Annotated in this window: 23 protein-coding genes; 11 read left to right on the top strand and 12 right to left on the bottom strand. The window is 68.3% G+C overall.

Features of this window, described 5'->3' with window-relative positions; genetic code table 11:
- Positions 1–130: 130 nt before the first annotated feature.
- Both FBT69_03380 and FBT69_03375 read left to right on the top strand, forming a co-directional pair.
- The gene (locus FBT69_03380) at positions 131–1,087 is read left to right on the top strand and encodes a bifunctional methionine sulfoxide reductase B/A protein (protein MDL1903840.1); all 957 of its coding nucleotides are present in this window, start codon (positions 131–133) and stop codon (positions 1,085–1,087) included.
- Positions 1,088–1,310: 223 nt separating this feature from the next.
- The gene (locus FBT69_03375) at positions 1,311–2,621 is read left to right on the top strand and encodes a DUF4102 domain-containing protein (GenBank protein MDL1903839.1); all 1,311 of its coding nucleotides are present in this window, start codon (positions 1,311–1,313) and stop codon (positions 2,619–2,621) included.
- Positions 2,622–3,023: 402 nt separating this feature from the next.
- Here the strand turns inward: FBT69_03375 and FBT69_03370 are convergent, their stop codons facing one another.
- Entirely contained in the window at positions 3,024–5,600 is a 2,577-nt protein-coding gene (locus FBT69_03370; GenBank protein ID MDL1903838.1) for a hypothetical protein, read from the bottom strand.
- Positions 5,600–6,928, bottom strand: coding sequence for a site-specific DNA-methyltransferase (locus FBT69_03365; protein MDL1903837.1), 1,329 nt, complete (start codon positions 6,926–6,928; stop codon positions 5,600–5,602). Before FBT69_03365 ends, FBT69_03370 begins: the two co-directional genes overlap by 1 nt.
- 74 nt (positions 6,929–7,002) lie before the next feature.
- On the opposite strand from FBT69_03365, the gene FBT69_03360 reads away from it, so the two are divergent.
- The 4 genes from FBT69_03360 (at position 7,003) to FBT69_03345 (ending at position 9,132) form a co-directional block, all read left to right on the top strand.
- Positions 7,003–7,440 (top strand): hypothetical protein, encoded by a 438-nt coding sequence (locus tag FBT69_03360; GenBank protein ID MDL1903836.1) that lies wholly within the window; start codon positions 7,003–7,005, stop codon positions 7,438–7,440.
- 154 nt (positions 7,441–7,594) lie between these two features.
- Complete coding sequence (locus FBT69_03355; protein ID MDL1903835.1) at positions 7,595–8,002, top strand: hypothetical protein; 408 nt, start codon at positions 7,595–7,597, stop codon at positions 8,000–8,002.
- 150 nt (positions 8,003–8,152) lie between these two features.
- A complete protein-coding gene (locus tag FBT69_03350; GenBank protein ID MDL1903834.1) occupies positions 8,153–8,434 on the top strand; it encodes a hypothetical protein in 282 nt (93 codons plus the stop codon).
- 467 nt (positions 8,435–8,901) lie between these two features.
- Complete coding sequence (locus tag FBT69_03345) at positions 8,902–9,132, top strand: hypothetical protein (protein MDL1903833.1); 231 nt, start codon at positions 8,902–8,904, stop codon at positions 9,130–9,132.
- On the opposite strand, the gene FBT69_03340 is transcribed toward FBT69_03345, so the two are convergent.
- The 9 genes from FBT69_03340 to FBT69_03300 all read right to left on the bottom strand — a co-directional run bounded on the left by FBT69_03340 (position 9,129) and on the right by FBT69_03300 (position 17,106).
- Positions 9,129–9,359 carry a hypothetical protein gene (locus FBT69_03340; protein ID MDL1903832.1) on the bottom strand — a complete coding sequence of 77 codons (231 nt, stop codon included), beginning with the start codon at positions 9,357–9,359 and terminating at the stop codon, positions 9,129–9,131. The genes FBT69_03345 and FBT69_03340 overlap by 4 nt on opposite strands.
- A gap of 170 nt (positions 9,360–9,529) precedes the next feature.
- Complete coding sequence (locus tag FBT69_03335) at positions 9,530–9,943, bottom strand: hypothetical protein (protein ID MDL1903831.1); 414 nt, start codon at positions 9,941–9,943, stop codon at positions 9,530–9,532.
- Between the two features lie 3 nt (positions 9,944–9,946).
- Complete coding sequence (locus FBT69_03330; GenBank protein ID MDL1903830.1) at positions 9,947–10,204, bottom strand: hypothetical protein; 258 nt, start codon at positions 10,202–10,204, stop codon at positions 9,947–9,949.
- Between the two features lie 4 nt (positions 10,205–10,208).
- Positions 10,209–11,024, bottom strand: a complete 816-nt coding sequence (locus FBT69_03325; protein MDL1903829.1) for a hypothetical protein — start codon at positions 11,022–11,024, stop codon at positions 10,209–10,211.
- A gap of 154 nt (positions 11,025–11,178) precedes the next feature.
- Positions 11,179–11,400: a hypothetical protein gene (locus tag FBT69_03320; GenBank protein ID MDL1903828.1), complete on the bottom strand. Its 222-nt coding sequence runs from the start codon at positions 11,398–11,400 to the stop codon at positions 11,179–11,181.
- Positions 11,390–12,025 carry a hypothetical protein gene (locus FBT69_03315; GenBank protein ID MDL1903827.1) on the bottom strand — a complete coding sequence of 212 codons (636 nt, stop codon included), beginning with the start codon at positions 12,023–12,025 and terminating at the stop codon, positions 11,390–11,392. Before FBT69_03315 ends, FBT69_03320 begins: the two co-directional genes overlap by 11 nt.
- 866 nt (positions 12,026–12,891) lie before the next feature.
- Positions 12,892–15,402, bottom strand: coding sequence for a bifunctional DNA primase/polymerase (locus FBT69_03310; protein MDL1903826.1), 2,511 nt, complete (start codon positions 15,400–15,402; stop codon positions 12,892–12,894).
- On the bottom strand, positions 15,399–15,599 hold the full coding sequence (locus tag FBT69_03305; protein MDL1903825.1) for a helix-turn-helix domain-containing protein: 201 nt from the start codon (positions 15,597–15,599) through the stop codon (positions 15,399–15,401). Before FBT69_03305 ends, FBT69_03310 begins: the two co-directional genes overlap by 4 nt.
- Positions 15,600–16,188: 589 nt before the next feature.
- Positions 16,189–17,106 (bottom strand): hypothetical protein, encoded by a 918-nt coding sequence (locus FBT69_03300; GenBank protein ID MDL1903824.1) that lies wholly within the window; start codon positions 17,104–17,106, stop codon positions 16,189–16,191.
- Positions 17,107–17,554: 448 nt separating this feature from the next.
- Here FBT69_03300 and FBT69_03295 point away from each other — a divergent pair, with 448 nt between their 5' ends.
- From FBT69_03295 to FBT69_03285, 3 genes are all read left to right on the top strand, one after another.
- Complete coding sequence (locus FBT69_03295) at positions 17,555–18,490, top strand: hypothetical protein (GenBank protein ID MDL1903823.1); 936 nt, start codon at positions 17,555–17,557, stop codon at positions 18,488–18,490.
- Between the two features lie 116 nt (positions 18,491–18,606).
- Positions 18,607–18,807 (top strand): sulfur carrier protein ThiS, encoded by a 201-nt coding sequence (thiS, locus tag FBT69_03290; GenBank protein MDL1903822.1) that lies wholly within the window; start codon positions 18,607–18,609, stop codon positions 18,805–18,807.
- Between the two features lie 15 nt (positions 18,808–18,822).
- Positions 18,823–19,743, top strand: a complete 921-nt coding sequence (locus FBT69_03285; GenBank protein ID MDL1903821.1) for a thiazole synthase — start codon at positions 18,823–18,825, stop codon at positions 19,741–19,743.
- A gap of 46 nt (positions 19,744–19,789) precedes the next feature.
- Here the strand turns inward: FBT69_03285 and FBT69_03280 are convergent, their stop codons facing one another.
- The gene (locus FBT69_03280; protein ID MDL1903820.1) at positions 19,790–20,293 is read right to left on the bottom strand and encodes a DinB family protein; all 504 of its coding nucleotides are present in this window, start codon (positions 20,291–20,293) and stop codon (positions 19,790–19,792) included.
- Positions 20,294–20,561: 268 nt separating this feature from the next.
- Between FBT69_03280 and FBT69_03275 the strand changes: the two genes are divergently transcribed.
- Together FBT69_03275 and mgtE are read left to right on the top strand one after the other, a co-directional pair.
- The gene (locus tag FBT69_03275) at positions 20,562–21,926 is read left to right on the top strand and encodes a hypothetical protein (protein ID MDL1903819.1); all 1,365 of its coding nucleotides are present in this window, start codon (positions 20,562–20,564) and stop codon (positions 21,924–21,926) included.
- A gap of 39 nt (positions 21,927–21,965) precedes the next feature.
- Positions 21,966–23,366: a magnesium transporter gene (gene mgtE, locus FBT69_03270; protein MDL1903818.1), complete on the top strand. Its 1,401-nt coding sequence runs from the start codon at positions 21,966–21,968 to the stop codon at positions 23,364–23,366.
- Positions 23,367–23,371 lie beyond the last annotated feature (5 nt).

The raw sequence follows: 23,371 nt of genomic DNA, 5'->3' as shown, positions 1-23,371 counted from the left end.
AGGAGGCGACCACGTGCGAACACTCAACCTCGCATTCCTCCTGGCCGTTGTCGCTGCCGCGCCCGTGCTGCTCATCGTCGCCCGTCCCCCCGCGCCGCGGCACGACGAGCCGGACTTCAAGGCCATCCGCATGAACACCGATCGCACGCCGCGCTATTCAAAGAGCGCGCACGATATCACGCCGCTCACGCCGGATCGCATCAGGGAGCTTGCGGCGCGGCTCACGCCCGAAGAGGCGCGCATCATCCTCCGCAAGGGCACCGAGCCGGCCTTCTGCGGGAACCTCCTCGACAACAAGAAGGAAGGCGTGTATCTCTGCCGGCTCTGTTCGCTCCCGCTCTTCGCCTCCGATGCGAAGTTCAACAGCGGCACCGGCTGGCCGTCCTTCTTCAAGCCCGTCGATCCGGACCACGTCGCCACCGAGCGCGATGCCTCGCACGGCATGGTCCGCGTTGAGATTCTCTGCGCGCGCTGCGGAGGCCACCTCGGCCACGTCTTCGACGATGCCCCGCAGACACCCACGGGCCTGCGCTTCTGCCTCAACTCCGCGTCGCTCGAGTTCCACGAGAAGGGCGACGAACTCCCCCCCGCCGCGCGCCCCGTCCCCACCGAGACCGCCTACTTCGCCGGCGGTTGCTTCTGGGGGGTTGAGGACCGCTTCCAGCAGATTCCCGGCGTCATCGACGCGGTCAGCGGCTACCAAGGCGGCCACGTCGACAACCCCACCTACAAACAAGTCTGCACGGGCAACACCGGCCACGCCGAATCCGTCCGCGTCGTCTTCGATCCCGCCCGCGTCGCCTACCGCGACCTCCTCGGGTGGTTCTTCAAGTTCCACAACCCCACCACGCTCAACCGCCAAGGCCCCGACGTCGGCACGCAGTATCGCTCCGCGATCTTCGCGGCGGACGAGCGCCAGCTCGCCGAGGCCCGCGCCTTCGTCGAAGCCCTCCAGCGGACCGACAAGTACCGCGACCGCCGCATCGTCACGCAGATCGTGCCCGCCACGAAGTTCTGGGAGGCGGAGGACGACCACCAGGACTACCACCTCAAGCACGGCGGCTCCTGCGCGCTCCCCGAAGACTGAACCGCCGCACTGCCCGAGCGCATAAACTCTCCCCGTGCTCGGGTAGCTCAGCAGGATAGAGCAGTCGTTTCCTAAACGCACAGCACCGGCTTTCGGCGGACCCCGCGCCCTTTTACAGGGGCGGCAAACGCCGTGTTTTCCGGGGTTTGCGCTTTACGCCTGTAGCGACCTCTTTTACGGGCCGACCTTGTTACTGCCTTGTTAGAACAGGAGGTCGGTCGCCATGAAGGTCAAGCTCACCGGGAGCGCCATCGAGCGCAGCTGCCCGCCGCCCGCGGGCGAGGTCACGGCCAGCGGGAGGCCCGTCACGCAGCGCATCTACTGGGACACGGACCTGCCCGGCTTCGGGCTGGTCGTCGGTGCCCGCACCCGCACCTTCGTCGTGCAGAAGGACGTCGCCGGGCGGTCGGTGCGGGTCACGATCGGGCGCTACCCGACGTGGACCGCCGAGCAGGCGAGGAAGCGGGCGCGGGAGCTGGTCGTCGAGATGGACCGGGGCGTGGACCCCAACGCCCGGGAGCGGGAGCGGGCCGAGGAGCGCCGCCGCGAGGAGTGGCTGTCGTACACGCTGGCGCAGGCGGTGGAGGAGCACGTCGCCAACATGCGCGCGAAGGACTGCGCGGAACTGTCAATGGGCCAGATCCGCTCGGAGATCCGGCGGTACCTGGACGACTGGCTGCCGCGGCCGCTCGTCACCATCACCCGCAAGGACTGCGTGGAGCGCCACCGGAAGATCACGACCGACCACGGGCCAGTGTCGGCGAACCGCGCGCTGCGCATGATGCGGGCCTGCTGGAACAGCGCGAGGAAGCTCTACGCCGAGCTCCCGCCGCACCCAGTGGAGGGCGTCACGTTCAACAAGCAGCGGCGCAAGCGCTCGCCGATCCCGTGGGGCGAGCTGCCCGGGTGGTGGGAGAAGGTGCACGCGATCGAGAATCCGGTGCGCCGCGACCTGAACCTGTTCCTGCTGTTCACCGGGCTGCGCAGCGCCGACGCCCGCACCGTCCGCTGGGAGCACGTGGACTTCGACCGCGGGACCGTGCACCGGCCCAAGCCAAAGGGCGGCGAAGACCGCGCGTTCACGGTGCCGCTCTGCCGGTTCCTGCTGGCGATGCTCGCCCGGCGCAAGATGGACAACTCGGTGCGCTTCGGCGACGACGGCGGCTGGGTGTTCCCGACGCGCGACCGCGAGGGCAACGTCGTGCCGGTGGCCGAGGCCAAGGAGCAGCGATACGCGAAGGGGCCGGACGGGCGGGTGCTGCGGGTGGACGGGCGGCCCGTGAAGAAGGGGTACCTGCCCTCGCCGCACCGGCTGCGCGACACGTTCGTCACCGCCTGCCTGGAGGCGGGCGTCGGGATGTTCGAGCGCAAGATCCTCGTCAACCACACGCTGCCGAGCGACGACGTCACCGAGGGCTACCAGCGCCCGGGCGACGAGCACCTGCGGGGGTGCGTGGAGAAGGTGGCCAAGTTCCTGCGGGCCAAGGCAGGGGTGGACGAGCACGGCCGAGCGAGCCGGGCGTCGGGGGCGTAAACTCCCCTGACAAGAGCTCCGGTAGCTCAGCTGGATAGAGCATCGGTTTCCTAGGGAACTGGGACCCGGCCTCGGGAGGGGCCGGTGCAAACCGGGTGAACTCGGGGGAACCCGACCGCGGCACGGGCCGCGGGGGCAATCCCGAGCCGAGCCGTCGGCGGGGCGGAGGCGCGAGCCTCCTGCCGACGGAAGGTGTAGAGACCAGCGGGTGAGCCGCCCCGGCGATACCCCCGCACCGAGCCGTGCCCTTGGCGGCCCGGAAGCGCCCGGCACCCGACCCCCGACCCGCGCAGGCGGACGGGCAGGGTGGTGAGATGGTCCGGCCCGGCGGGGAGACCGCCGGAACGGCTGAAACCGAAGGTCGCGCGTTCGAATCGCGCCCGGAGCGTTTGCGTATGGGGCTTATACCCCGGTTTCTTCCCCGGTATTTGTGGCGAGGAACCCACCTCGTCCCCGCGGGGTCGGCATCATCGGCCCGAGTGCTCCTGTCAATCGATTGGCAAGTTCGTCGAGGGCGATGTTGACTACGACCGTCTCTCCGGTTCCCGTGAGGATTACGCCACCCTTGCTGGCACCTGACATTTGAAGGAGCGCGGTCCTCACATCCTCCGCGTTGACCTGTGCAAATCCCTCCTGGGCGGACACTTCCGTCGCGATCATTTCGACGGAGCGAGGTCGGTCCGGCAAACGATTCTGCAACCGCCGCAGAGCGGCCAGTATCTCAATGTGAAGAGATGACTGAGACCACGCGGGGTCAGACAAGAGTTTGTTAACCGCCGCTGTTACGTCGTCGGGCGCGAAGTGCTTGGACACGATGTCAAGCACTTGTCGCGCGTTGATGTGCCGAGTATCGGCGCACTCGACCAGTCGGGCGAGGGTGTCAATGGTCCAACACGAGATTCTCTGTGCCTTCGCATCATCGGCCGCCGCGGCGTCGACGCCTTTGGTTTCGCCAGGGAAGGATGGTGCCACGAGCAGACAACCCTTGCACTCGTGATCCCGCGCGTGCCGAGCGAGGCCCGCGAAGTCGATTGCGTTCAGGGTCGGCGTACCAGCCGACGACTTTGCTTCCAAGGTGATTCGGCTCTCGCCTTCAGGATGGCTGATCAGCCGGGCAACCCCATCTGGTTGTCCGGCTCCCGAAATGTGCTTGGCCACAAACCCCAGCGAACGGGCCGCCCGAACGAGCGCGATCTCTAGATCGTACTGGTTCGCGGCGGCATCACGCAGTGTAGCGGCGATCGCCGGAAACGAGAATAGATGATCCTGCGTCAGCCCCCGGAGCAGCAAGTCGCGCCGCTCAAGTACCTCGCCGACGAGCTCTGGATAGACTCCACTCTCTCGGAGATACACCTCCAGCAGCGTTTCCGCGGTGATGACATCGTGCAGCAGTCGCTGCGTCGCGGGCTCGTCTTTGTACGCCCGAACAAAATCGTGCTCCTCATTCAGGGTAAAAGTTGACGATCCCGGATCGAACTGCACCATGCGTCCGGTTCGCCCTGTTTTCTCGTACTTGTAGTGGTACTTCTCGCGTCCCTCAGCATACAACCGCTCAAGGACTTTCTTGAGATCAGTACTGCCATTCGTCTTGAGGTAGAACCAATGCTGGTCGGCATCGGCTCCGGCACCGCGGGTCGCGTCCGAGGCCAACACGTCCGCCAAGGGGCGCTCGACGAGTCGTGGAGCTACAAACTGACGCTCGTCCTCTTTCTTGGTTTTCTCCTTATCGAAGAGGCTGTTCTGCAAATCTTCGTGACGCTGTCGCGCCTCATTGAATAAGGACCGCAGAAGACTTTCGAGTACTGCCTTGGTTGGAGAGCTCTCGACTTCCTCTCGCGACGACAGCATAACGCTGTCAAGATCGTCGGCCGTCAAGTCTGCGCGAAACCGATTGAATGTCAAGAACGACAGAGGTTCTAACCCAAACAGTGGGTCGTCCTCATTGAGCAGTCGCCCGCGCACGCGGACGAAGAACCCGTGGCTGCGTCCAATGTCATCGCTCTTGCCTCCAAGGAGCGACCTGTCATAAACCACTGCCTTGCCTGTTACCCCGCCGGGGAGCCTGCTGCAGACCAGAGCGCCGTCCTTTACTTCCCACTGCTCGCCGGTTTCCTTTCGGAGGTTGTCGATCCGCTCCTTGGACAGGTCGACCACATCGAGCTCGACCACCTGCTTGAAATCCTGCTTGGAACTCGTGACCGCATCACCGTTCAGTGATAATGTGAATCCGGGCACGAGTGGCATCGCTGAACGCAAGACCCAGCCAAGACGTCCGATCCTGATTTCCTGCGCCTTCGGCTTGAGGTCTTCGAGGATTGCGAGCGTCCACGGCGTGCAGTCGAGTGCTGCCGCGTCCAGCTTGAGCGCCATGAGCACTTCGCCGAATCTCTCGGTCTGCCGGAACTTCTTCCAATCCGCTACTGACACAATCTGCACAGGCACTGGTTTGGTTTGCCCGGGGGCGGACGTTGCGAAGTCTTCGTAGTTGACGGTGACGCCGTGGACCTTCCCGCCGACGCTCGAAATGTATGTGACTCGGCGAGCGATGGCGTATGTGGCGAGCTTGCCGATCCCGAACTTGCCGATCTGCTTGCGGCTGAGATACTTCTGGTAATCAACGGTGCGCTTGTGACTTCCGCCGATGCACCAGAGGGATACCAGCCCGTCGGCGTCCATTCCCCGCCCGTTGTCCCAGACCGCAACGAAGGCAGCCTTCGCGTCGCGAGCTACCTCCTCCGGGGTTGGAACGGCGAGGCGGCACTGATTGGCGTCCGCGTCGTAGGAGTTGACGACAAGTTCTTCGATGGCCTTGATCGGTGTGCGATACAGCTGAGTCGAGAGTAGTCCTACGAGCTCATTCGAGAGCTCGACAGTTGACCTCCGAGCCTGCGCTTGCGCCTCCAGTCCGCGTACGTCGTCGGCGATGAGTGTCGCGGCCTTCGCTGCGGGCGTAGGGTGTCCTGCTGCTGCTTTCGCCATTACTTCCTCCGCCGGTAGACCAAGACGTGCTCCCGATTGATGTCTGCTCCGTTCCGCCGTTCATAGGACATGTATCGGTTCTTGATAGGGTACCATGAATGTTCGACCAGCTTGAACTGCCCATGGGCAAGTTCCGTGAACAGCTGGCTTGTGGGGATTTCCAAACCGTTCCAGGTGCTGCGGCCTACGACGAGCACTGCATCGCGGCCCTCTGGCAGCACTTTCGCTGCCCCATCGAAGAACTTCTGCATCGCAACCGTGTAGTGCCGGAAAGCGTCGGCTCGCTCCGGCTCGACTTTCCGCATCCGCTGCTCCCACGCCATGACCCGTTTGGTGGCAGGTGTGACCGACAGAAACGGATGCACCCGTGGGACACGCGCGCGGCCGATGTACTGCGGAAGGAGTGTGAGCCGGTCGTCTTGGCTTCGGGTCATGCCAAGCCAGTACATTTCCAGCATGTGTCGACGGTAGTAGTCCACGGCACCGTGGTAGGGTGGTGACGTAATCAGACAATCTACAGAGCGACGAACGCTGTAGCTGAGGTTGGTCGAGTCGCCGCGGCGGACTTCGTTCGTCACGCCTACCACCCGTGTCGTGGCAAACTCGGATGTGGCGCGAAGAGCCTTTGTAATCGCTCGCTCGAACAACTCGAAGGGATCAATGCGACGCCCCTCCGCATCCTTCTTTCGCATATGCGAAGTGACTTCTAACCCGGAGACTGGGACCGGGTCGGCGTTTGAAGCGGCTCTGATTATGGAGGCGAAGCACAACAAGAAGAAGTCCCGGTAACGCGGGGGTGTCGCGGGAGCGAGGATCGCCTTTCGAATCCTCGCGAGATCGATCAGCACATACCGCCTGAACCAATGGAACGGATCGGCAAGCGCTGGAACCCACAGATTGTCATTCGCGACAACCTCCGAATACCGGTTCTTCGGCACATCTTGGAACATACGCCGGTCGTACTCGTTGCTCGACCGTCGAAGCGGGGCGAGCCGCCGCAGCAGCCGGGCGGCCACTTGCTCAAGTGCGTCCGGGGGCCAGCAAGTCGTTTTGGCGCGAGACACGAATACCGCTAGCGGATCGACGTCGATACCAATGGAGTGCCTTCCCATCGCTGACGCTTCGACGAGCAACGTCCCGCTGCCACAGAAGGGGTCCAGCACAGTTTCCCCCTCGGTAGAGAACCGATCCAACAGCGCCCGAGCTACTGGCGGATGGAACTTCGCAGGATATCGGAACAGGTAGTGTGTGAGGTCGGCAAAGCCCTTCGACTCGAATGGGAGACGTCGAGGAGGGCCGAGCCGGGATTGGCGTTGGTGTGCGGGCATGTTCGGGTACGGGCCGGGAGCACGGGCCGTGATCTTAGCGGAACACGATGGGTCGGTTGGTCGATAGGCAACCGATGGATCTGGATGCCCTCCTCCGAGCCATTTCTAGGCCGGGCGCTCTCGACGCCATGCTGCACCGCGAGGGCCAGCCGGGCGGCGCGCTGCACCGGATGCACGTGGTGGACGGCTCCATCGAGGCGAGCCTGCGGCCGATCCCGGAGGGGCACGAGCGGACGCGGCCCATGTCCATCCCCGAGCTGGCCGACCTGATGGGGCAGAGCCCCCGCCGCGACAGGTTCGGGGCGGAGTTCATCTTCAACGGCCGACTCGCCTGCGAGCTCTACGACCGCACGCTGGGCGGGCCGGTGAGACCGGACCAGCCGGGGCGTCAGATCCGCCTTTTCCGGTTCGACGCCGACCAGCTCCTAGGCCGGTACGCCGACAACGGCAACGGCGGCAGGCCGTACATCGACCAGCAGGACGAGGCGAAGCTGTTCTGGCCGCGGCACTGAGCCCGAGAACCTGTCGACAATCGCCAAGACCTGACACCACATGCCATCGGTGCCGAGGCGGCGGCTGTCGCGGCTTCGGTGATGTACATCCATCGTGTCGCCCACGCGACTGCACCGAGCGGTGCGGCGGGGCGAGGCTCGATGGAGTTCATTCATGGAACAGCAATACAGGAAGATCGGAAAGTTCGGTTGGCACACTGTGGTCGAAAAGGCTACTGACGGCGCGGCGATTCTCTGCTGCATCAGTGACACCCAGTTCGGCGGCGTCAGCGTCACCAAGCCCTCACTGGCGGAGTTCGGGGCGCTGCCGCACCCGGCTAAGTTCGTGGCGCTCGTGAGCAAGAGCGCGGACTGGACAGCGTTCGTCCCGTTGACCGCTCTGCCACCGATGCTGGCGCGGGCGGGCAGCACCGATCCGACGACCGGCCGCCAGCGACCCAGCTTCCGCATTTACGACAGCACCGATGTCCCGGGCGACACCCCCGCCGATCCGGCGCTGATCGAGTTCCTCGACCGCCTTGAAGCAGCGCGGAAGAAGCCCGCCAACGCAACGCCGTTCTGACCAAGCCCGCTCCCGCGGGCGAAGGTTCGCGGGGAGCGATTCGGTTCTGAAACAACCGACCAGTGACCACGAGCGCGGCACGTTGCCGCGTGCGCGGTGTGCTGCGCACGCCCGGCTGAGCCGGAAGGCCATCAAATGAATCGTGATTCCGTGAAAGTGGGACGTATGGCCCTTGTGGACGCAGAGGCAATGGCGAAGATCCATCCCGCGACATTCAAGGTGCCAAGCAAGGAAGAGTTGAACAGGCTCGCGATCGGCTCAATCGTGAAGGTCAGCGACGGCCGTGAGCGCTTCTGGGTTCAGCTCACCGCGATCGACGAACCGCACCTCGTGGGACGGATCGACAACGAACTGCTCGGCCTCGCCGGTCACGGATTGACTCTCGACGACCAGATCTATCTGCGTCGTTGCAACATTTACAGCATCGCCTGAACCGTCTCTGCGCCCGCCGGTGAAAGCCGCCGGGCGCGTTTCCTTTCGTCACAGGTTGTCTGCACCGCCGACGTGCGCGATGGCTCTCTCGACGCCGCGGGGATTGGCCCGCGGCCGAGCGAAGGAGTCCGACGATGCCGCACGACCGCTCCCAGATCGTGAAGCTGCCCCTGTCGGGGCTGGCCGCTTTTTACAACAGCCTGTCCCCGGCCCGCCCGGTGCGGAAGTTCCCGGACCGCGAGACGGCCCTGCGGCGGGTCTTCGCGGCCCTGGAGGAGGCCGAGAGCCGCGAGCCCGCCCCGTGCCCCGCGCCCGGCCCAGGCAAGACCGTCCAAGCCCGAGAGGGCCGTCCTAGCCGGGCTCCTCGGGCCGCCCGGCGGACGTCCCACCAGCCCACTGGGGAGCTGCGCCCGCCGCGGCCGGGGTCCAAGAGGGGCCGCCTGCTCGCGCGGCTGATGGGCGGGGGCATGACGGCGGCCGAGATCGGGTCCGAGTTCCAGTGGACGCCGCGCGACGTGGCCGACGCCCTGCGCCTGCTGGCGCACGCGAACGGCTACGTCGTCTACATGGCCGACGGAGGCGAGACGTGGCACGCGGCGGGGCCCGACCGCGACGGCATGGTGGTCGTGGTCCCCGCGTCGGAGGCCGAGCCGGTCAGGGCGGCGGCGCAGCCCGGGCCGAAGCGCCGGGGTCGCTAGGCGGCCTTGCTCTGCACGTTCAGGCGGAAGTTGCAGTCGCCCAGTGGCGCGATGTCCCACCCGCGAGCGCGGAGCGCGTCGATCGCACCTCGCACCTGCTTGTCGCGGAGGCCGGTCGCGGAGCACAGGGCGGAGACCTCGGTCTCGCCGGTGAGCAGGGCCGCGAGCACGCGAGCCTGCACGGTGCCCGGCTGGGGCACGATGTTCCTTCTGAGAGCGTTGCGCATCGTCCGAGATCATCGGCGCGAAGCGCGTGCGTCTTGAGCGCCGCCCCCGGCCGACACGTTCTGTTGCGGCGGACGCGGGGGACGGCTTCGGCTATCGGAATGCGGCCCGCCCGGTACGACGCGGGCGGGCCGCTGCCCGGGCTACGAGCCCGGGCGTGGAAGTGGGCTGTCTAGTCCGCCGGGGCACGGGGGCCGCCGACGGGCACGTCGCGCGCGGGGTCGGTGGGCGTCGGCGGGACGTGCAGCGGGCGCGTGACCCTGCCGCCCAGCGCCCGCCAGAGGGCGAAGGCGCACGCGGCCTCGTCGTCTCCCGAGGGGACGACGCCCGCGCCGCCGCGCTCCCCGCCGACGTCGACCCAGCCCCGGCGCTCGCCGCGGAGGGGCAGGACGCCGAAGGCCGCGGCGACGACGGCGAGCCGCGAGCCGGGCGTGCGGCGCACGACCTCGGCGATGTGCCCGACGTCGATCCGCGCGAGGCCCAGCGTCCGGTCCATCCGGCAGCACTCCTCCATCGCGCGCAGGTTCCGCTCTCCGATGCACAGCGCGACGGCGGACTCGGCGAAGTCTGCGGCGGTGGTGCGCATCGGTCACGTCCCCCGGTACACGGTTCGTCCGTCGTCGCCCGGAAGGACGACGTTGCCCTGCACCCAGAGCACGGTGCTCTCCTCGGAGTCGGCGATGCGAGTGGCGACCCAGCCCGGGCGGACCTTGGTCTCGCCGTCGGGCGCGTTGGCCGCGGCGAGGTCTCGGGCCTCGCCCTCGCTGGGCGCGGTGACAATGACGGCGTTCCGCTCGCTGCTGTTGCGGTCGGAGGGGCTGACGGCGCGGATGAGGAAGGTCGGCATGGGTTCAGACTCCTTTGAACTTCGGCCCGGGGGCGGGCGTGGCTCGGGCGGCGGCCTTCTCGGCCGAGAGGGCGGAGAGCCCGGCGGCGATCTTGCCGGTGGGCGTCATGCGGCCGGTGGCCAGCTCGCGGTTCCTGTTGATGGCGCGCTGGAACGCGGCGTCCACGGCCTTGTGCGCCGCGTCGATGGCCGCGTGCTGCTGGCCCACGAGGGCGTCGGCGAGGTGGTGCGCCGAGAACGGCCGCTGCTCCTTGGGCAGCGTGTCCAGCCGGGCGAGCACCGCGGCCCCGAGCACCTTGTTGCCCGTGGCGACGGCGAGGCGGGCGAGGTTGGCCAGCTCGGCCGTGCCCGCGTGCCCGATCTGCTGGTGGTAGCGGCTCCGCTCCTCGGAGCCGAGCCCCTGCGCCGAGAGCATCGCCACCGGCGTGGGGTGCACGGCCAGGAGCGACGCGAGCTTGGCCCGGGCCGCGTCGAGCTGGCGCAGCTGGTCGAGCCGCGCGGCCTCGGTCTCGCGGACGAGCGAGTCGCGGTACTCTCGCACCTCCCGGTCCACGGCGTCGCGCACGTAGCCGACGATGCCCGCGACCTGCGAGCGCGGCTGGTCGCGCGGGATCAGCGCCTCGTGCCGCTGGCGGAACTTCTCCCGCGCGGCGTCGACGGCGGCGGACAGGTTGGCGACGCTGGCCTCGAAGGCCGCCGCGAGCTCGCCCGCCTTCCTCGCGATCTGCTCGACCTCGGCCTCGCTAGCTGGGATGCCGCCGGAGAACCCGGCGAGGGGGTTGGGCCTGTTGTCGGTGGTCTGGGGCGCGGTCTCGGGCATGGTGCTCGTTCCTCGTCTTCGGGCGAGCACGCGCCGGACCCCGCGCCTCTGCGGGGAGAGCCTGCGCCGTTGCGGGCTCGCCGAACAGAGAATCTCTTCGTCAGGGCGAGGGTGCCGACAAACGGGTCTGCAAGAAAGACTCTTCGTGAGAGAGTCAGCCGCGCGAGACGCGCGGGGCGCGGTCGCCCACCTCGTGCAGCGGCGAGAGGTCCGGCGACGCGGGGAGGTGCGCCCGCGGCCCGCCGTACTTCGCGAGCCAGGCGTCCAGCGGCAGAACGGGCGGGGCGAGCAGCCCGTTGCCCAGGATGCGCACGCCGCCGCCGGGGTCGCGGACGACGGAGATCAGTCGGCGGATGTCGCTGGCGTCAGTGCCCAAGGGTGGCCTCCGCGGGTGGGAGCACGCGCGCCGGGGGCAGCGACGCGAGGGCCGGGCGCTCGCCCGCGTCTCGCGCCTCGACTGCGTCGGCCAGCTCGCTGAGGATGTCCACGAGCGCGTCGCGGCGGTCGGCGGGCAGGAGCGCGATGTTCTCCGGGGTGAGCACGAAGGCGAAGGGGTGCGCCGCCGCGGCGTGCGTGTGGTCGATGCGCCCGGAGACCTCGTGGCTGCGCCGCTGCGCCCACTCGGGCTCGATGCGCTCGGCGAGCCGGAGCAGGAGGTTGTCGGAGGAGCGCCGGTCCTCGACCCACCCGACGACGCGCCCGTCGTCGAACACGGGGCGCTGCGGCGGGTTGAAGGCGCGGCGCTTGATCTCGCTCTCGATCGCGGCGAGGGCGACGGCCCGGGCGTCCTCGCAGGCCTGCGCGAACTCGGGGTCGGTCCGGCGCAGGCGCATGAACGCGGTGTAGCCCGGCTTGGTGGCGCTCGTGCCGTGGGGCGTGGCGCAGCGCGCGGCCTCGACGTGCGAGCCGGTCTCCGAGAGGACGCGGAGGTACGTCGCGCGGCGCTCCGCGTCGATGGGCGGCTTGGCCCGGGGGTGCTGCTCGTAGGTGCTGGTGGCCATTCTTGAAGAATGATTCGTCCGGCGCGTCCCGGCGGGTCGCGGAATCTGCGGGCGCGGGACGCGGGGCTCGGCAGAGACTTCGTGAGACCTCGCGGGTGCGCGAGGGGTATGTCTGCGGAGTCTTCGTGACAGCCGCCGGGCTGCGGTGTCGCTCTGCGCGGCTGCCGCGGGGCGGAGGGCACCCCCGGTCCGAAATGCATCAAAACTCAACTGATTCACCGCCTTCACTCGCTTCACCTGCTCCACCGGCTTCACCACATTCAGCGACTCGCGCACGTCCACCGCACCGCGCACCTCGCGCATCGCCGCTGTGCCGGACCCGGCGGGCGGGCCTCACCGCGGGAGCCGCCGATTGTGGAACGGCAGGGGCAACCGCCTCGGACCTGTGCTGCACGCTGCGAGGGCCGCTTTGCCGTGGCTTTCGGACAATGACGCCCGACCAGCAAGGCGGTAACAAGGCCGCGGGCGCGGCGTCGCGGTCGCGGGGGCGAGTGCCCAGGGGGCGACAGCGCCGAGACCTCCTCCGATGGGAGGGAGGGGAGGAGGAGCGGAGAGCGGAGAGGGGGTGTGGGGGCCCGTCCTCTGTTCTTGCCGCCGCTGCTCATGCACTGGTCCGTGCAGGTCCAAGACGTCCACTCTCTCCATCAGACTCACTTGATCGCGCGGGTCCACGAGAGCGTGTTTCGGACCCGTGAGGACGGGTCAACCCGGTGAGCACCACGTGGCTGCTTCGGGTTTGACGGGTTTGTCGGGTTTGCTCTAACTCGGCTGGGACAAAAATCACAACCCACTATTGTGTGGCGCTTTCTCCCCCTCCGAGCCGGGGCCTAGACAAACCCGCTAAACCCGTCAAACCCGAAGCGGGCTCAGGCCACCCCGCCGCCGCCCCCGGGCAGCAGTCCAGCCTGCCCGGCTCCCGCAGCCTTTTCGGACCGGGCATCGGCGACCCGCCAGTACGCCCCGCCTCTGGCGTCGTCGCCCTTCCGCAGCACCAGTCCGCCGACGACCCGGTCCTTGATCGTCAGGAGCTTCCGCCCCGCGCTCCGCGCGTTGAACAGGGGCCGGTTGGTCAGGTCGTTCAGGAGCGCGATCAGCGGGGCGTACTTCGCCTGGTCGCTCAGCCAGCGCTGGTGCAGGCTGTTCATCGTCACGGGCTCAGTTCCGACGGCCTCCCGCCACTCGCGGAGCAGCTCGGCGATGGTGTCGCGGACGGGGTCGCTCTCGAAGACGGACGCGCGGGTCTTCTCGGGGTCCGCGCACCCCAGCCACACCAGCGCCTCGCGCACGAGGTTGAAGTCCTCGAACGAGCCCATCTTGGGGAGCGGGCAGGGGCGACCCGCGGCGATGTACCCGCGCAGCACCGTCAGTCCGGCGACGACCAGCGCCGCCCGGTTCCGCCGGGCGAGGTCGAGCGGGTCGAAGCTGAACTGGCGCTGGTCGGGCCGCTCGACCTTCGCGTCGATGCGGCACACCACCGCGCGGCGCGAGACGTCGCCCGCGAGCTGGATGTTGTTGCCGGTGGCGACGATCAGCGTGTTGCTCGGGAGGACCATGCGCTCGGACTTTCCGAGGATGCGGGCCTGCACCATCTCCTGCGACAGCGCCGAGCAGAGGAAGTCGCCCTCGATGGGCCGGGTCTGGTTGTCGAAGACCACCAGCGCGTCGCCCGCCCGGAGCACGACGCTCAGCTGCTTGGCGAACTCCTCCTCGTTCTTGCCCATGTTGAACATCGCGGCCCGGTGGCCGGTGATGATGATGCTGGCGGCCTCGGCGATGAGCGACTTGCCCGTGCCCGGGGTCGGGGCGTCGATGGCGAACAGCGGCGCGGAGCGCATCGTCCGCCGCACCAGCCCGGTCAGCACCGCCGCGTAGACCACCGACCGAGCCTCCTCGGACACGTAGGGGAACTCCGCGAACGGCTCGCCCAGCATCCTGAGCGCCGCCGCGGCCTCCTCATGCGTCGGCGACTCCGGCACCGGGGGGAAGTCCGCCCCCGCCGGGTCGTAGATCAGCTGCGATGCCGCGTCGTACCCGGGCGTCTGCAGGATGCTGCCGTCGGCCCGCAGCGTCGGCGCGGTCACGACGCCGCGCAGCACCGGGAACCGCCAGCTTCCGGCCCGCGCCATAAGGTGCTGGGCGTAGTTCAGGTGCGGGTCGGCGGGCACCGGCCCCTTTAGGCTCATCGCGTACCACGGCGCGGCCTCGGCCATCGCCTGCACCAGCCAGTGCGGGCGGATAGGCAGCAGCACGACCGATCCCGCGTCGCGCCGCACCCCGCCGTCCACCTCGCTGCGGTCCAGCCGCGCGGGGCGCACCAGCTCCGGGCCGCGCTGGTAGATGGGCGTGCCTCGCTCCAGCAGCGTCTCCTCGGCCCGGTCGAGGATGCCGTTCAGTCGCCCGCCGACCATCAGGATTCCGCCCTCGGGGACGGCGTCGGGCTTCGCCGCGTCCTCGCCGTGCAGCCAGCGGCGCAGCGTGGCCTCGGCCCCGGCGATGCCCAGCATCTCGCAGAGCTTGGGCAGCCCGGTACACGGCTCGCCCGCCTCCTTCTTGGCGCGCGTGGCCGACGCCTTCCCTCCGCGTCTGGCGTGCTCCTCGTCGTCGGCCAGCTTGGCGACCAGCCGGACGAGCCGGTCTACGTCATCGTCGGCGATGCCAGCGTCGATCAGCGCGCCGGTCAGGGCCATGCACACGTCGTCCCGGCTCCCGCTCACGCGTGGGTAGGCGCGCAGGACCACGGCCAGCGCCGCCATCCGGCCCACCTCGCGGGCCAGCTCCGCCCACCGGCGGATCGGGAGCGCCCGCGTGCCGTCCTCCGCCCACACGACCTTCTGCCCGTCGTCGTGGACCGAGGGCGGAAAGACGGTGTAGTGGCCCGAGCCTCGCAGCTCGGCGACCATCGCGCGGTCGTCACCGGAGAGCCCGAGCGCCGCGGCGGCCTCCTTCTTTAGGCAGAACTTCTCGATTCGCCCGGCGTCGGGGCAGGTGGCGAGGTAGTGCCCCGGGGGCCTGCCCTCGCGCCCGAAGCGAGGGAAGTCGGGGAACAGGTGCGGCGCGAGCGCCGCGGCCTCGGGCCAGTCGCAGTCGACGTCCGACAGGCCGCCGGACGTCTCGCCAAGCGCGATGCCCAGATTGCAGCCGGGGACGAACTCGTCCTGCAGCTGCGCCATGGGGCGTTCGGCTTGCTCAGGCCAACCCTTCCGCGCCCGCTTGGTCAGCGGCGGCAGCGGGAACGGCTTCCACTTCATCATCACGCGGTAGTCGGCCGCCGCCCGGCGCGCGGTCTGCTGGTTCGCGATTCCTGTCGCTGCCTCCGGGGCCTCGCCTTCCCCATCCCGGCGCGCCTCTGCGCCGTCCGCCGGATTCTCGTTGGTCACCGCGCACCACCCTTCCGCTGGGCGGCTTCCGCGGTGTTCGCCACCCGGAGCCCGGCCATGAAGTCGTCAAGCTCCGAGCGCTTGTAGCGCACGGCGTTGTCCATCTTGTGATAGACCGGGCCGCCGCCGCGGCATCGCCAGATCTCCAGGCGCTGCGTGCTCAGGCCCAGGTACGCCGCCGCCTGCCGGGTGTCCATGTACTCCTGCGCGGGCAGGCCCCGGCGCAGGATCGCGGCGACGGCCTGCTCCGCCGCCTTGGCCGCCGCCGCCTTGATCGTCGACTCGATGTCTACCGCCACCGTCAGCCTCCTTCGGGCTGGCGATGGGCGTCGCGCGTGCTGACGGTCTGCTTGGTGGGGCCGTCGGCCTGCCGACGCCCAGCGCGAGGTTCGTGGAACTTCGTTGCTGGACGTCGGCGGGGGCGGAGAGAACTTCCCTTTGAGGCCCGAGCCGAGCTCGAACGGGCCACCGAGCCGCGCCCCGGACTGTCACCGGCACGTCGGGCGGCGAGCCCGGGGGCGCGCCATCACTCTTCGCGGCACAGGCATATACGGCGGGCCTTTTCAGGGCGTTCGGCGGCGGGCGCTTTACTGGCTCGGAAACGGCTTTCCGGACGCTGCGGGGTCCACCCGCCCGGGCGACCGGCGCGGCTCCACCCCTCGCCTTGTTACCGCCTTGTTAGACCGGGCGTGGTGCGGTAAACTACACTGCTTTTCCAGTGCAGAACGAGGTGCCCCCGAGGTTTCCTAAACGACAGGTCGGCGGTTCGAATCCGCCCCCGAGTGTTCAGCCCCCCCCTGTCCGTCCCCGTGCCGCCATCGCGCGTTCGTACGCGACGAGTGCCATTGCCGCCGGGAAGAACGCCTTCTCGCCCGCGGACCGTGACAGGTCTTCCAGCGACGCGTGCTTCCCGGCCTCGACCTCCTTCGTCAGGTCCACGATCACGTTGTCGAAGACCTGCACGATGCTCTCCCAGATCGAGTACTCCTCCTCCGTCCGCGGCAGGTACCGCGACACGCCGGGCACGTTCAGCGGGGGCACCACGTACCACTTCTCGTCCAGGTCGCGCTGCACCGCCAGCCCCATCGGCGGCAGGATCGGCGCGCCGTCCCACGTCAACGCCGCCAACTCGTCGTGAATCACCACGACGCCCAGCCGCTCCTCCGACTCCGCCAGCCACCCGAACGGGTCCGCGAACACACGCTTCAACGCCCCACCCATCTGCTCCTCGCGCGCCCGCCGATCCTCCCCGCGCCGCGGCGGCCCGCCCATCCCCATCGACAACCCGTCCAGCAGCGACGCCCCGCGCCCTTCCTCCGCCGCCTCGCGCGCCTGCTTCGCCAGCGCCTCCACTTCCGCCGGATACCGCGCCTGCACCGCCACCCCCAACTCGTACAGGTGCTCCAGCATCAGCCCCACGCGCGCATACACGCGCCGCATCCCGTCCCCGTCCGCGTACAGCAGCTCCGACAGCCGCCGCGCATCCCCGTTCTCCACCATCGCCTTCGCCGATCGGATCACCGCCTCCGGCGAAGACTGGTCATAGAACCGCGGCGGCGGCTCGCGCGTGAACCACCATGCCCCCCCCAGCCCCACCAGAAACACCACCACCGCCGCCGCGCCCCAACCAGCCAACACCCGTCCCACCGACTTCGGCTGCTCTGAACCGGCACACCCCACGCCTGTTCTCTGTTGCGGAGGCATAAATGTTCTCCCAAAGTACGAACAAACGCCGCACCAGCTACATCAACCAAGTTACGCACCGAAGAATCCAAGCCCCAGGCATTCCTTAGTGTACGAGCTAACGAGCAAGATGATGCAGCCTATCCCGCCTCACCCGGGCAAGACGAATAGCTGTGGTTGACACTGGCCTGCCCCCCGTGCTTCCGATAGGCTAGAAGCCGCTAGCGATGCATGTGGCTCTGCGAGGGAGTACGCCATGTCGAACAGGTGTCGCAAGTGTGCTTGTGGGGTCGTTGCACTTGTTGTGCTGTTCCTGCTTCCCACGACCACAACGGCCCAGCCCGGCGGAGGAGGCGGTAGTGGCCAGGTACCACCCTCAAGTGTAATAGAACCGTTCCAACAGGCGCTTTCCGCTGCGGAATCGGATGCTGCAAGGGCTCAAATTGCCGAGCATGCCGCCAGCGAAGCGATGCTGCTCACCGCCCAAGGCTCTCCGTCAGCCGACACTCTGATGCGGTTTGCGGCCTCTGTGTTCGCCTCCGCAGGCCGCCGCGACGACGCGCTGTCCTGTTTGGAACTCGTTACCGCTGGGGACGGCTCGGCGTTTGACAGAGCCAGCGCATGGCGGATGATGGGCGATTTACTCTCGCGAAACGACGCTGTCGGAGCGGAAGCGGCATACCGCAATCAAATAGCGACGTTGCCCCTTGCACTCAAGACCTCCATCCCCGCTCTCTCCGGGCGTCGTGGCTTGGCGAAAGCCTTACGCGACCAGAAGCGGTTTGCCGAGGCAGTCGATGAACGTACCAGGATACTGAGTGATTTCGGGAACCGGCTTTCCGATACCCAACGCGTCTCAATCTACGTCGAATCAGGACGCGACAGCTTTGCCCTCGGGGATGCGGCCGCCGGCTTGTTCTGGTTTGATCGCGTTTTTCAAGAGTTTCCCCGCTGGGGTGAAGGCGAGGTTACTGCGGTTGCTCTTCGTCTGGAGGCCATCAAGCAGGCCCACACCCTGAGTGGCGATCGCGCCGCCTATGGAGCCAGACTGCTGGCGCTCTGGCAGAATGACTCCCTCTCAAAGAACCCCTATTCCCTGCTGATCGGCCATGAACTGGTACTGCTTCATGCCAAAGATGCAACGATGAGGGACATCAACATTCTGGACGTGATCGACCGGTACCGCCTCAACGGGCCGAACTGGAGAACTGAGCACTCGGCAACTCGCGCGGGGAAGACAGTCGAGAAGATACTTGAATCAGACCTGCGTTGGCTCTGCCTTACCCCATCTCCGGATCTCCCGGTGGATGTCGTCCTCGACGCGTGCTTGGATTTTCTCGATCTGTTTCCCGATTCGCCTCACGTGCCCGACGTTCACGACCGGATCTCGAAGCACTGCAACTAAGCACGAAGCCGATAAGCCTGCGCGCGGGCGTGCGTCTTGGTGACTTCTTCCCTGCCGCGGTTTTCCCTGGGTGATCTCAGCCTCACCCCCAGTGGCACCGCCGACTACCCTTCCACATGCGCATCCGCCTCAACGGCCAATCCCACGAGGCCCCCGACGGCGCCACGCTCGCGGACCTGCTCCGCGACCTCGGCCTCGTCGACCGTCCCGCCGCCGCCGAGGTCAATCGCAAACTCGTCCCCAAGGCCGAGCACGCCTCACGACGCCTCACCGAGGGCGACGAAGTCGAACTCGTCACACTCGTCGGCGGCGGCTGACCACGAGCAACCACCATGACCAACCACCCAACCACTACTCGCGCCACCGACCGTGCCACCGACCTCGGCTCTGCGAGGTCGGTGCCCCCCCCTCCCCCGACCCCCCCCGAACCCGGCCTCCACCCCCTCACCATCGCAGGCCGCACTGTCCGCTCGCGCCTCTTCGTCGGCACCGGCAAGTACCGCGATTTCCCCATCATGCAGGCCGCACTCGACGCCTCCGGCTGCGAGGTGGTTACCGTCGCCGTCCGGCGCGAACGCCTCTACAACGACCGCGGCCAGTCCCTCCTCGACTTCATCGACCTCGACCGCTACCTCATCCTCCCCAACACCGCCGGCTGCTTCTCCGCCGAAGATGCCGTCCGCGTCGCCCGCCTCGGGCGCGAACTCCTCGAGCAACTCGCCAACCCCGGCGCGGGTTGGGTCAAACTCGAAGTCCTCGGCGACCGCAAGACCCTTCTCCCCGACCCCGTCGGCACCCTCGAAGCCACGCGCGAACTCGTCGCAGACGGCTTCAACGTCCTCTGCTACACCAGCGACGACCCCATCTCCGCCGAACGCATCAAGGCCGCCGGCGCGGCCAGCGTCATGCCCGCAGGCTCACCCATCGGCTCCGGCCAGGGCGTCCTCAACCCCAGCAACATCGTCCTCTGCCTCGAACTCCTCAAGCAGGGCGACCCCGACTACCCCGTCATCGTCGACGCCGGCGTCGGCGCGGCCAGCGACACCGCCATCGCCATGGAACTCGGCGCGGACGGCGTCCTCCTCAACACCGCCATCGCACACGCCCGCGACCCCGTCACCATGGCCCACGCCATGCGCAAAGCCACCGAAGCCGGCCGCCAGTCCTACCTCGCCGGCCGAATCCCCAAAAAACGCTACGCCACCGCCAGCAGCCCCCTCGAAGGCGCGATCTCCTACATCCCCGGGGAGTAACCTCCCCATTTCCCATTCGGGTCGGGGCTTTTCTGGCCCCGTCTCCTCACCCTTGTTCATCCCCCGAAGGCCCGTACACCGCCGGCACCGCCACCCCGACCATCCGGTAGTACGCCGTCAGGATCGCGCGGTGGTGGATCGTGTGGCTGATGACCCACATGCGGAACGCCGCCGCGCGCGTCATCTCGAACAGTGTCTTTCCCGTCTCCTTGAACTGCCACGCCTCGCCCACCGCCGAGTCCTTGAATCCCTTGAGCGCGCGCACCGCCGCGGCCACGTTCGCGTCGAACAGAGCCAGCATCTCCGCCCGGGTTCGGAACGTCGGCGACCGGTACGGCTCGTTCCCCGACGGATTCATGTCGAAGAACGGCTCCGTCAGGATGTTCGCCGCCCACCCCGGAATCTCCGCCAGGTGGTTCGCGTTCCACCCGATCGTGTTCGACTTCTCGCACGGCTTGAAGTCCAGCCGATCCTCAGGCACGCGCTCGAGCACCTTCCGCGTCACGACCATCTCCCGCTCGAACTCCGGCAGCGTCATCTCCGCGTACATCACGCCCACTCCTTTCATGCGCACTTCGTTGCCCGCAAGCATACCCCGACCCGACCACCCCTCCGAAGCGCTGCTTCGCGGAGCGCGGAGCGTGAGCGAGGGCATCTTCCCTCCCCAGCGTAAGCCCTCCCATCGCTGTTGGATGTTGACTGGCCGCTATCCCCGGTGGCGAGGGGGAAGCAGCATCGGATCGATGGTCAGGGCGTGGCTTCCCTCCGCCTCTCGGTCTGCCAAGGATTGACCGTTCCGTGAGATGGAGAGCCGAACGATGGCGATGCAGACTGGCGGGTTGGCGTCCGAGCGGGCGTTTCACTGGGAGCCGCAGCCGAGGGCGCAGGCGGTGGTGGACGAGTTGGTCGCTTCGTTCCTGGCGGCGTGCCCCCCCGCCCGTGGGCTGGCCGAGCGGATGCGAACCCAGACCGGCACCCGATTCCGCGACTGGATCGACTTCATCGAGGCTCCCGAGGCGGGCGGCCTGCGCGGACGGCTGGAAGGTGCGGGTTTCACGGCGCGGCCGCAGCCTGGGGCGATGAACCGGCTCGTTCATGAGGGGGGCCTGTTCCCGGCGGTGCTGCTCGGGCGCGGCCCGGGGATGCGCGTTGGCATCAAGGTCGAGCGCGTGGAGGACTTCCTGGCGGCGCAGGGCGTGAGCGGGCGAGTCGAGATCGAGGGCGAGCCGCTGTCGCGGTTCCGGTGGGCGAGGGCGTTCGCGTCGCCGGGGGCGGAGTTGTGGGCGGTGGAGCGGCACGGGTATCACCTCGCGTCGCTGCGGCACTTCGATCGCCTGTGCCGGCGCGAGCGGGCGTTCGACCGCGACGAGGACGGCTTCGCGCATCTGCACCGGCTGCTGGACGATGCGATCACCGACCTGGGCACGGACTGGGCGTGCGACGTCTTCTTCGCCGCCGAGCGCGACTACTGGATGCGCCGCAACAAGGCCGGTCGCTTCCAGAAGTTCCGGCAGGACGGGCTCGGCCTCGGCTGGGCGAACCACGACCACCACACCTACCGCTGCGGGCGCGCGACGTACACGCGCGTGATCGCCACGCTGGAGAAGGTCGGCCTGCACTGCCGGGAGCGGTTCTACGCGGGTGAGGAGGCGGGCTGGGGAGCGCAGGTGCTGGAGCACCCGGTGACGGGCATCACGGTCTTCGCGGACGTGGACCTCGGGCCGGAGGAGATCGCGGGCGACTTCGCGCACCAGCCGCTGCCGCGGCGCGGGGGCGTCGGCACGATCGGGCTGTGGGTGCGTCTGCACGGTGAGTCGATGCTGCAGGCCGGGATGCACCACCTCGAGGCGCAGTTCGACTGGCATGCGCTGAAGGAGCAGCTGGAGAAGGAGGGGGGGGTGAAGACGATGGACCCCTTCACCACGCTGCCGTACCTGCGACAGGCGTTCACCGAGGCCGAGATGTGGCCGGTGGATGAGCGACGGCTCGCGGGGCTCGTCGCGGACGGCTCGATCACCGCGGCGCAGGCGGAGAACTTCCGCAGGCACGGGGCGATGGGGTCGCACCTTGAGAACCTGCAGCGTGAGGACGGGTTCAAGGGGTTCAATCAGAAGGGCGTGAGCGACATCATCGCGCGGACCAACCCGGCGAAGGCCCACGCTCCCGTCGCGGCCGGGGCGTGATGCCCGACCGGGGCGTGGCCTGGGTGTACCATCCCCGCGATGAGCGGCACGGGTCACCTGCTGGCGCCGGACCTGAAGGAACTGATCGTCGAACGCCGGTTCGTCGATCTGCGGGCAGCGCTGCGCGAGCTCGACCCGGCCGACGTCGCTGACGTCCTTACGGAGATGGACCCGGAGGATGCCGCGCTGGCCTTCCGGGTGTTGAAGCGAGACGTGGCGGCGGAGGCGTTCACGTACCTCGAGAGCGACCTGCAGGAGCGGCTGATCGAGGAGTTGGGCGCGGAACGATCGATGCGTCTGCTCGAGGACATGGACCCGGACGACCGCGTCGCGTTCCTCGACGAACTGCCGGCTGAGGTGGCGACGCGCCTCATCAACGCCCTCAGCCCGGACAACCGTCGCGTGACGCAGGCGATGCTCGGCTACCCGCCCGAGAGCGTCGGGCGCATGATGACGCCCGACTATGTCCGCGTCGATGCGGCGTGGACGGCGGCCCACGCCATCGAGCACGTCCGCAAGCACGGGCGCGACGCTGAAACCATCCACTGGATCTACGCGGTGGGGCCGGACGGGCGGCTGGTGGGGGACCTGCACATCCGCCGCCTGCTTCTGGCCGACCCCGAGACACCGATCGGCGACCTGTGCGAGAAGAGGCCGCCCGCGCTGCGGGCGAGCGACGACCGCGAGGAGGCCGTGCGCGTCATGGGCCGCTACGACCGCACCGCGCTGCCCGTCGTCGACGCGGACGACAAACTGCTCGGCATCGTCACCTTCGACGACGTGGCGGACGTGGCGGAGGAAGAGGCGACCGAGGACATCCAGCAGTTGGGCGGCGTGGCCGCGCTGGACCAGCCCTACATGGAGACCGGCGCGGCGGAGATGTTCCGCAAGCGCGGCGGGTGGCTCGCTGCCCTCTTCATCGGGCAGACGTTCACCGTCGCGGTGCTGAGCATCTTCGAAAACCAGATCCACGCGCTGACCGCACTGGCGGTCTTCATCCCGCTGGTGATCTCCTGCGGCGGGAACTCCGGCTCGCAGGCGGCGACGCTGGTGACCCGCGCCCTCGCGCTCGACGAGGTGACACCGGGCGACTGGGCGCGGATCGTGCGGCGCGAACTGTTCAGCGGGCTGATGCTGGGGGCGACGCTGGGCGCGCTGGGGCTGGTCACGGTGCTGATCTGGAACACCTACCGCCGGTCGGTCGGCGCGGGCGACGAGGCCGCCCCGATGCACCTGATCGCCATGACGATTGCGCTGGCGGTAACGGGCGTGGTGACGTGGGGAACGATCGTCGGCTCGCTCCTGCCGCTGATCCTCAAGCGTGCGGGCTTCGACCCGGGCGTCGCCTCGACGCCGCTGGTGGCGACGCTGATGGACACCTCGGGGATGCTGATCTACTTCGCGGTGGCGGTCGTGCTCCTGCACGAGGCGCTGGGGTGAGGTGG

Source organism: Synechococcales cyanobacterium CNB, assembly GCA_030263455.1.
Classification (GTDB): Bacteria; Planctomycetota; Phycisphaerae; order Phycisphaerales; family UBA1924; genus CAADGN01.
This window is presented reverse-complemented; position numbering and strand designations above follow the sequence as displayed.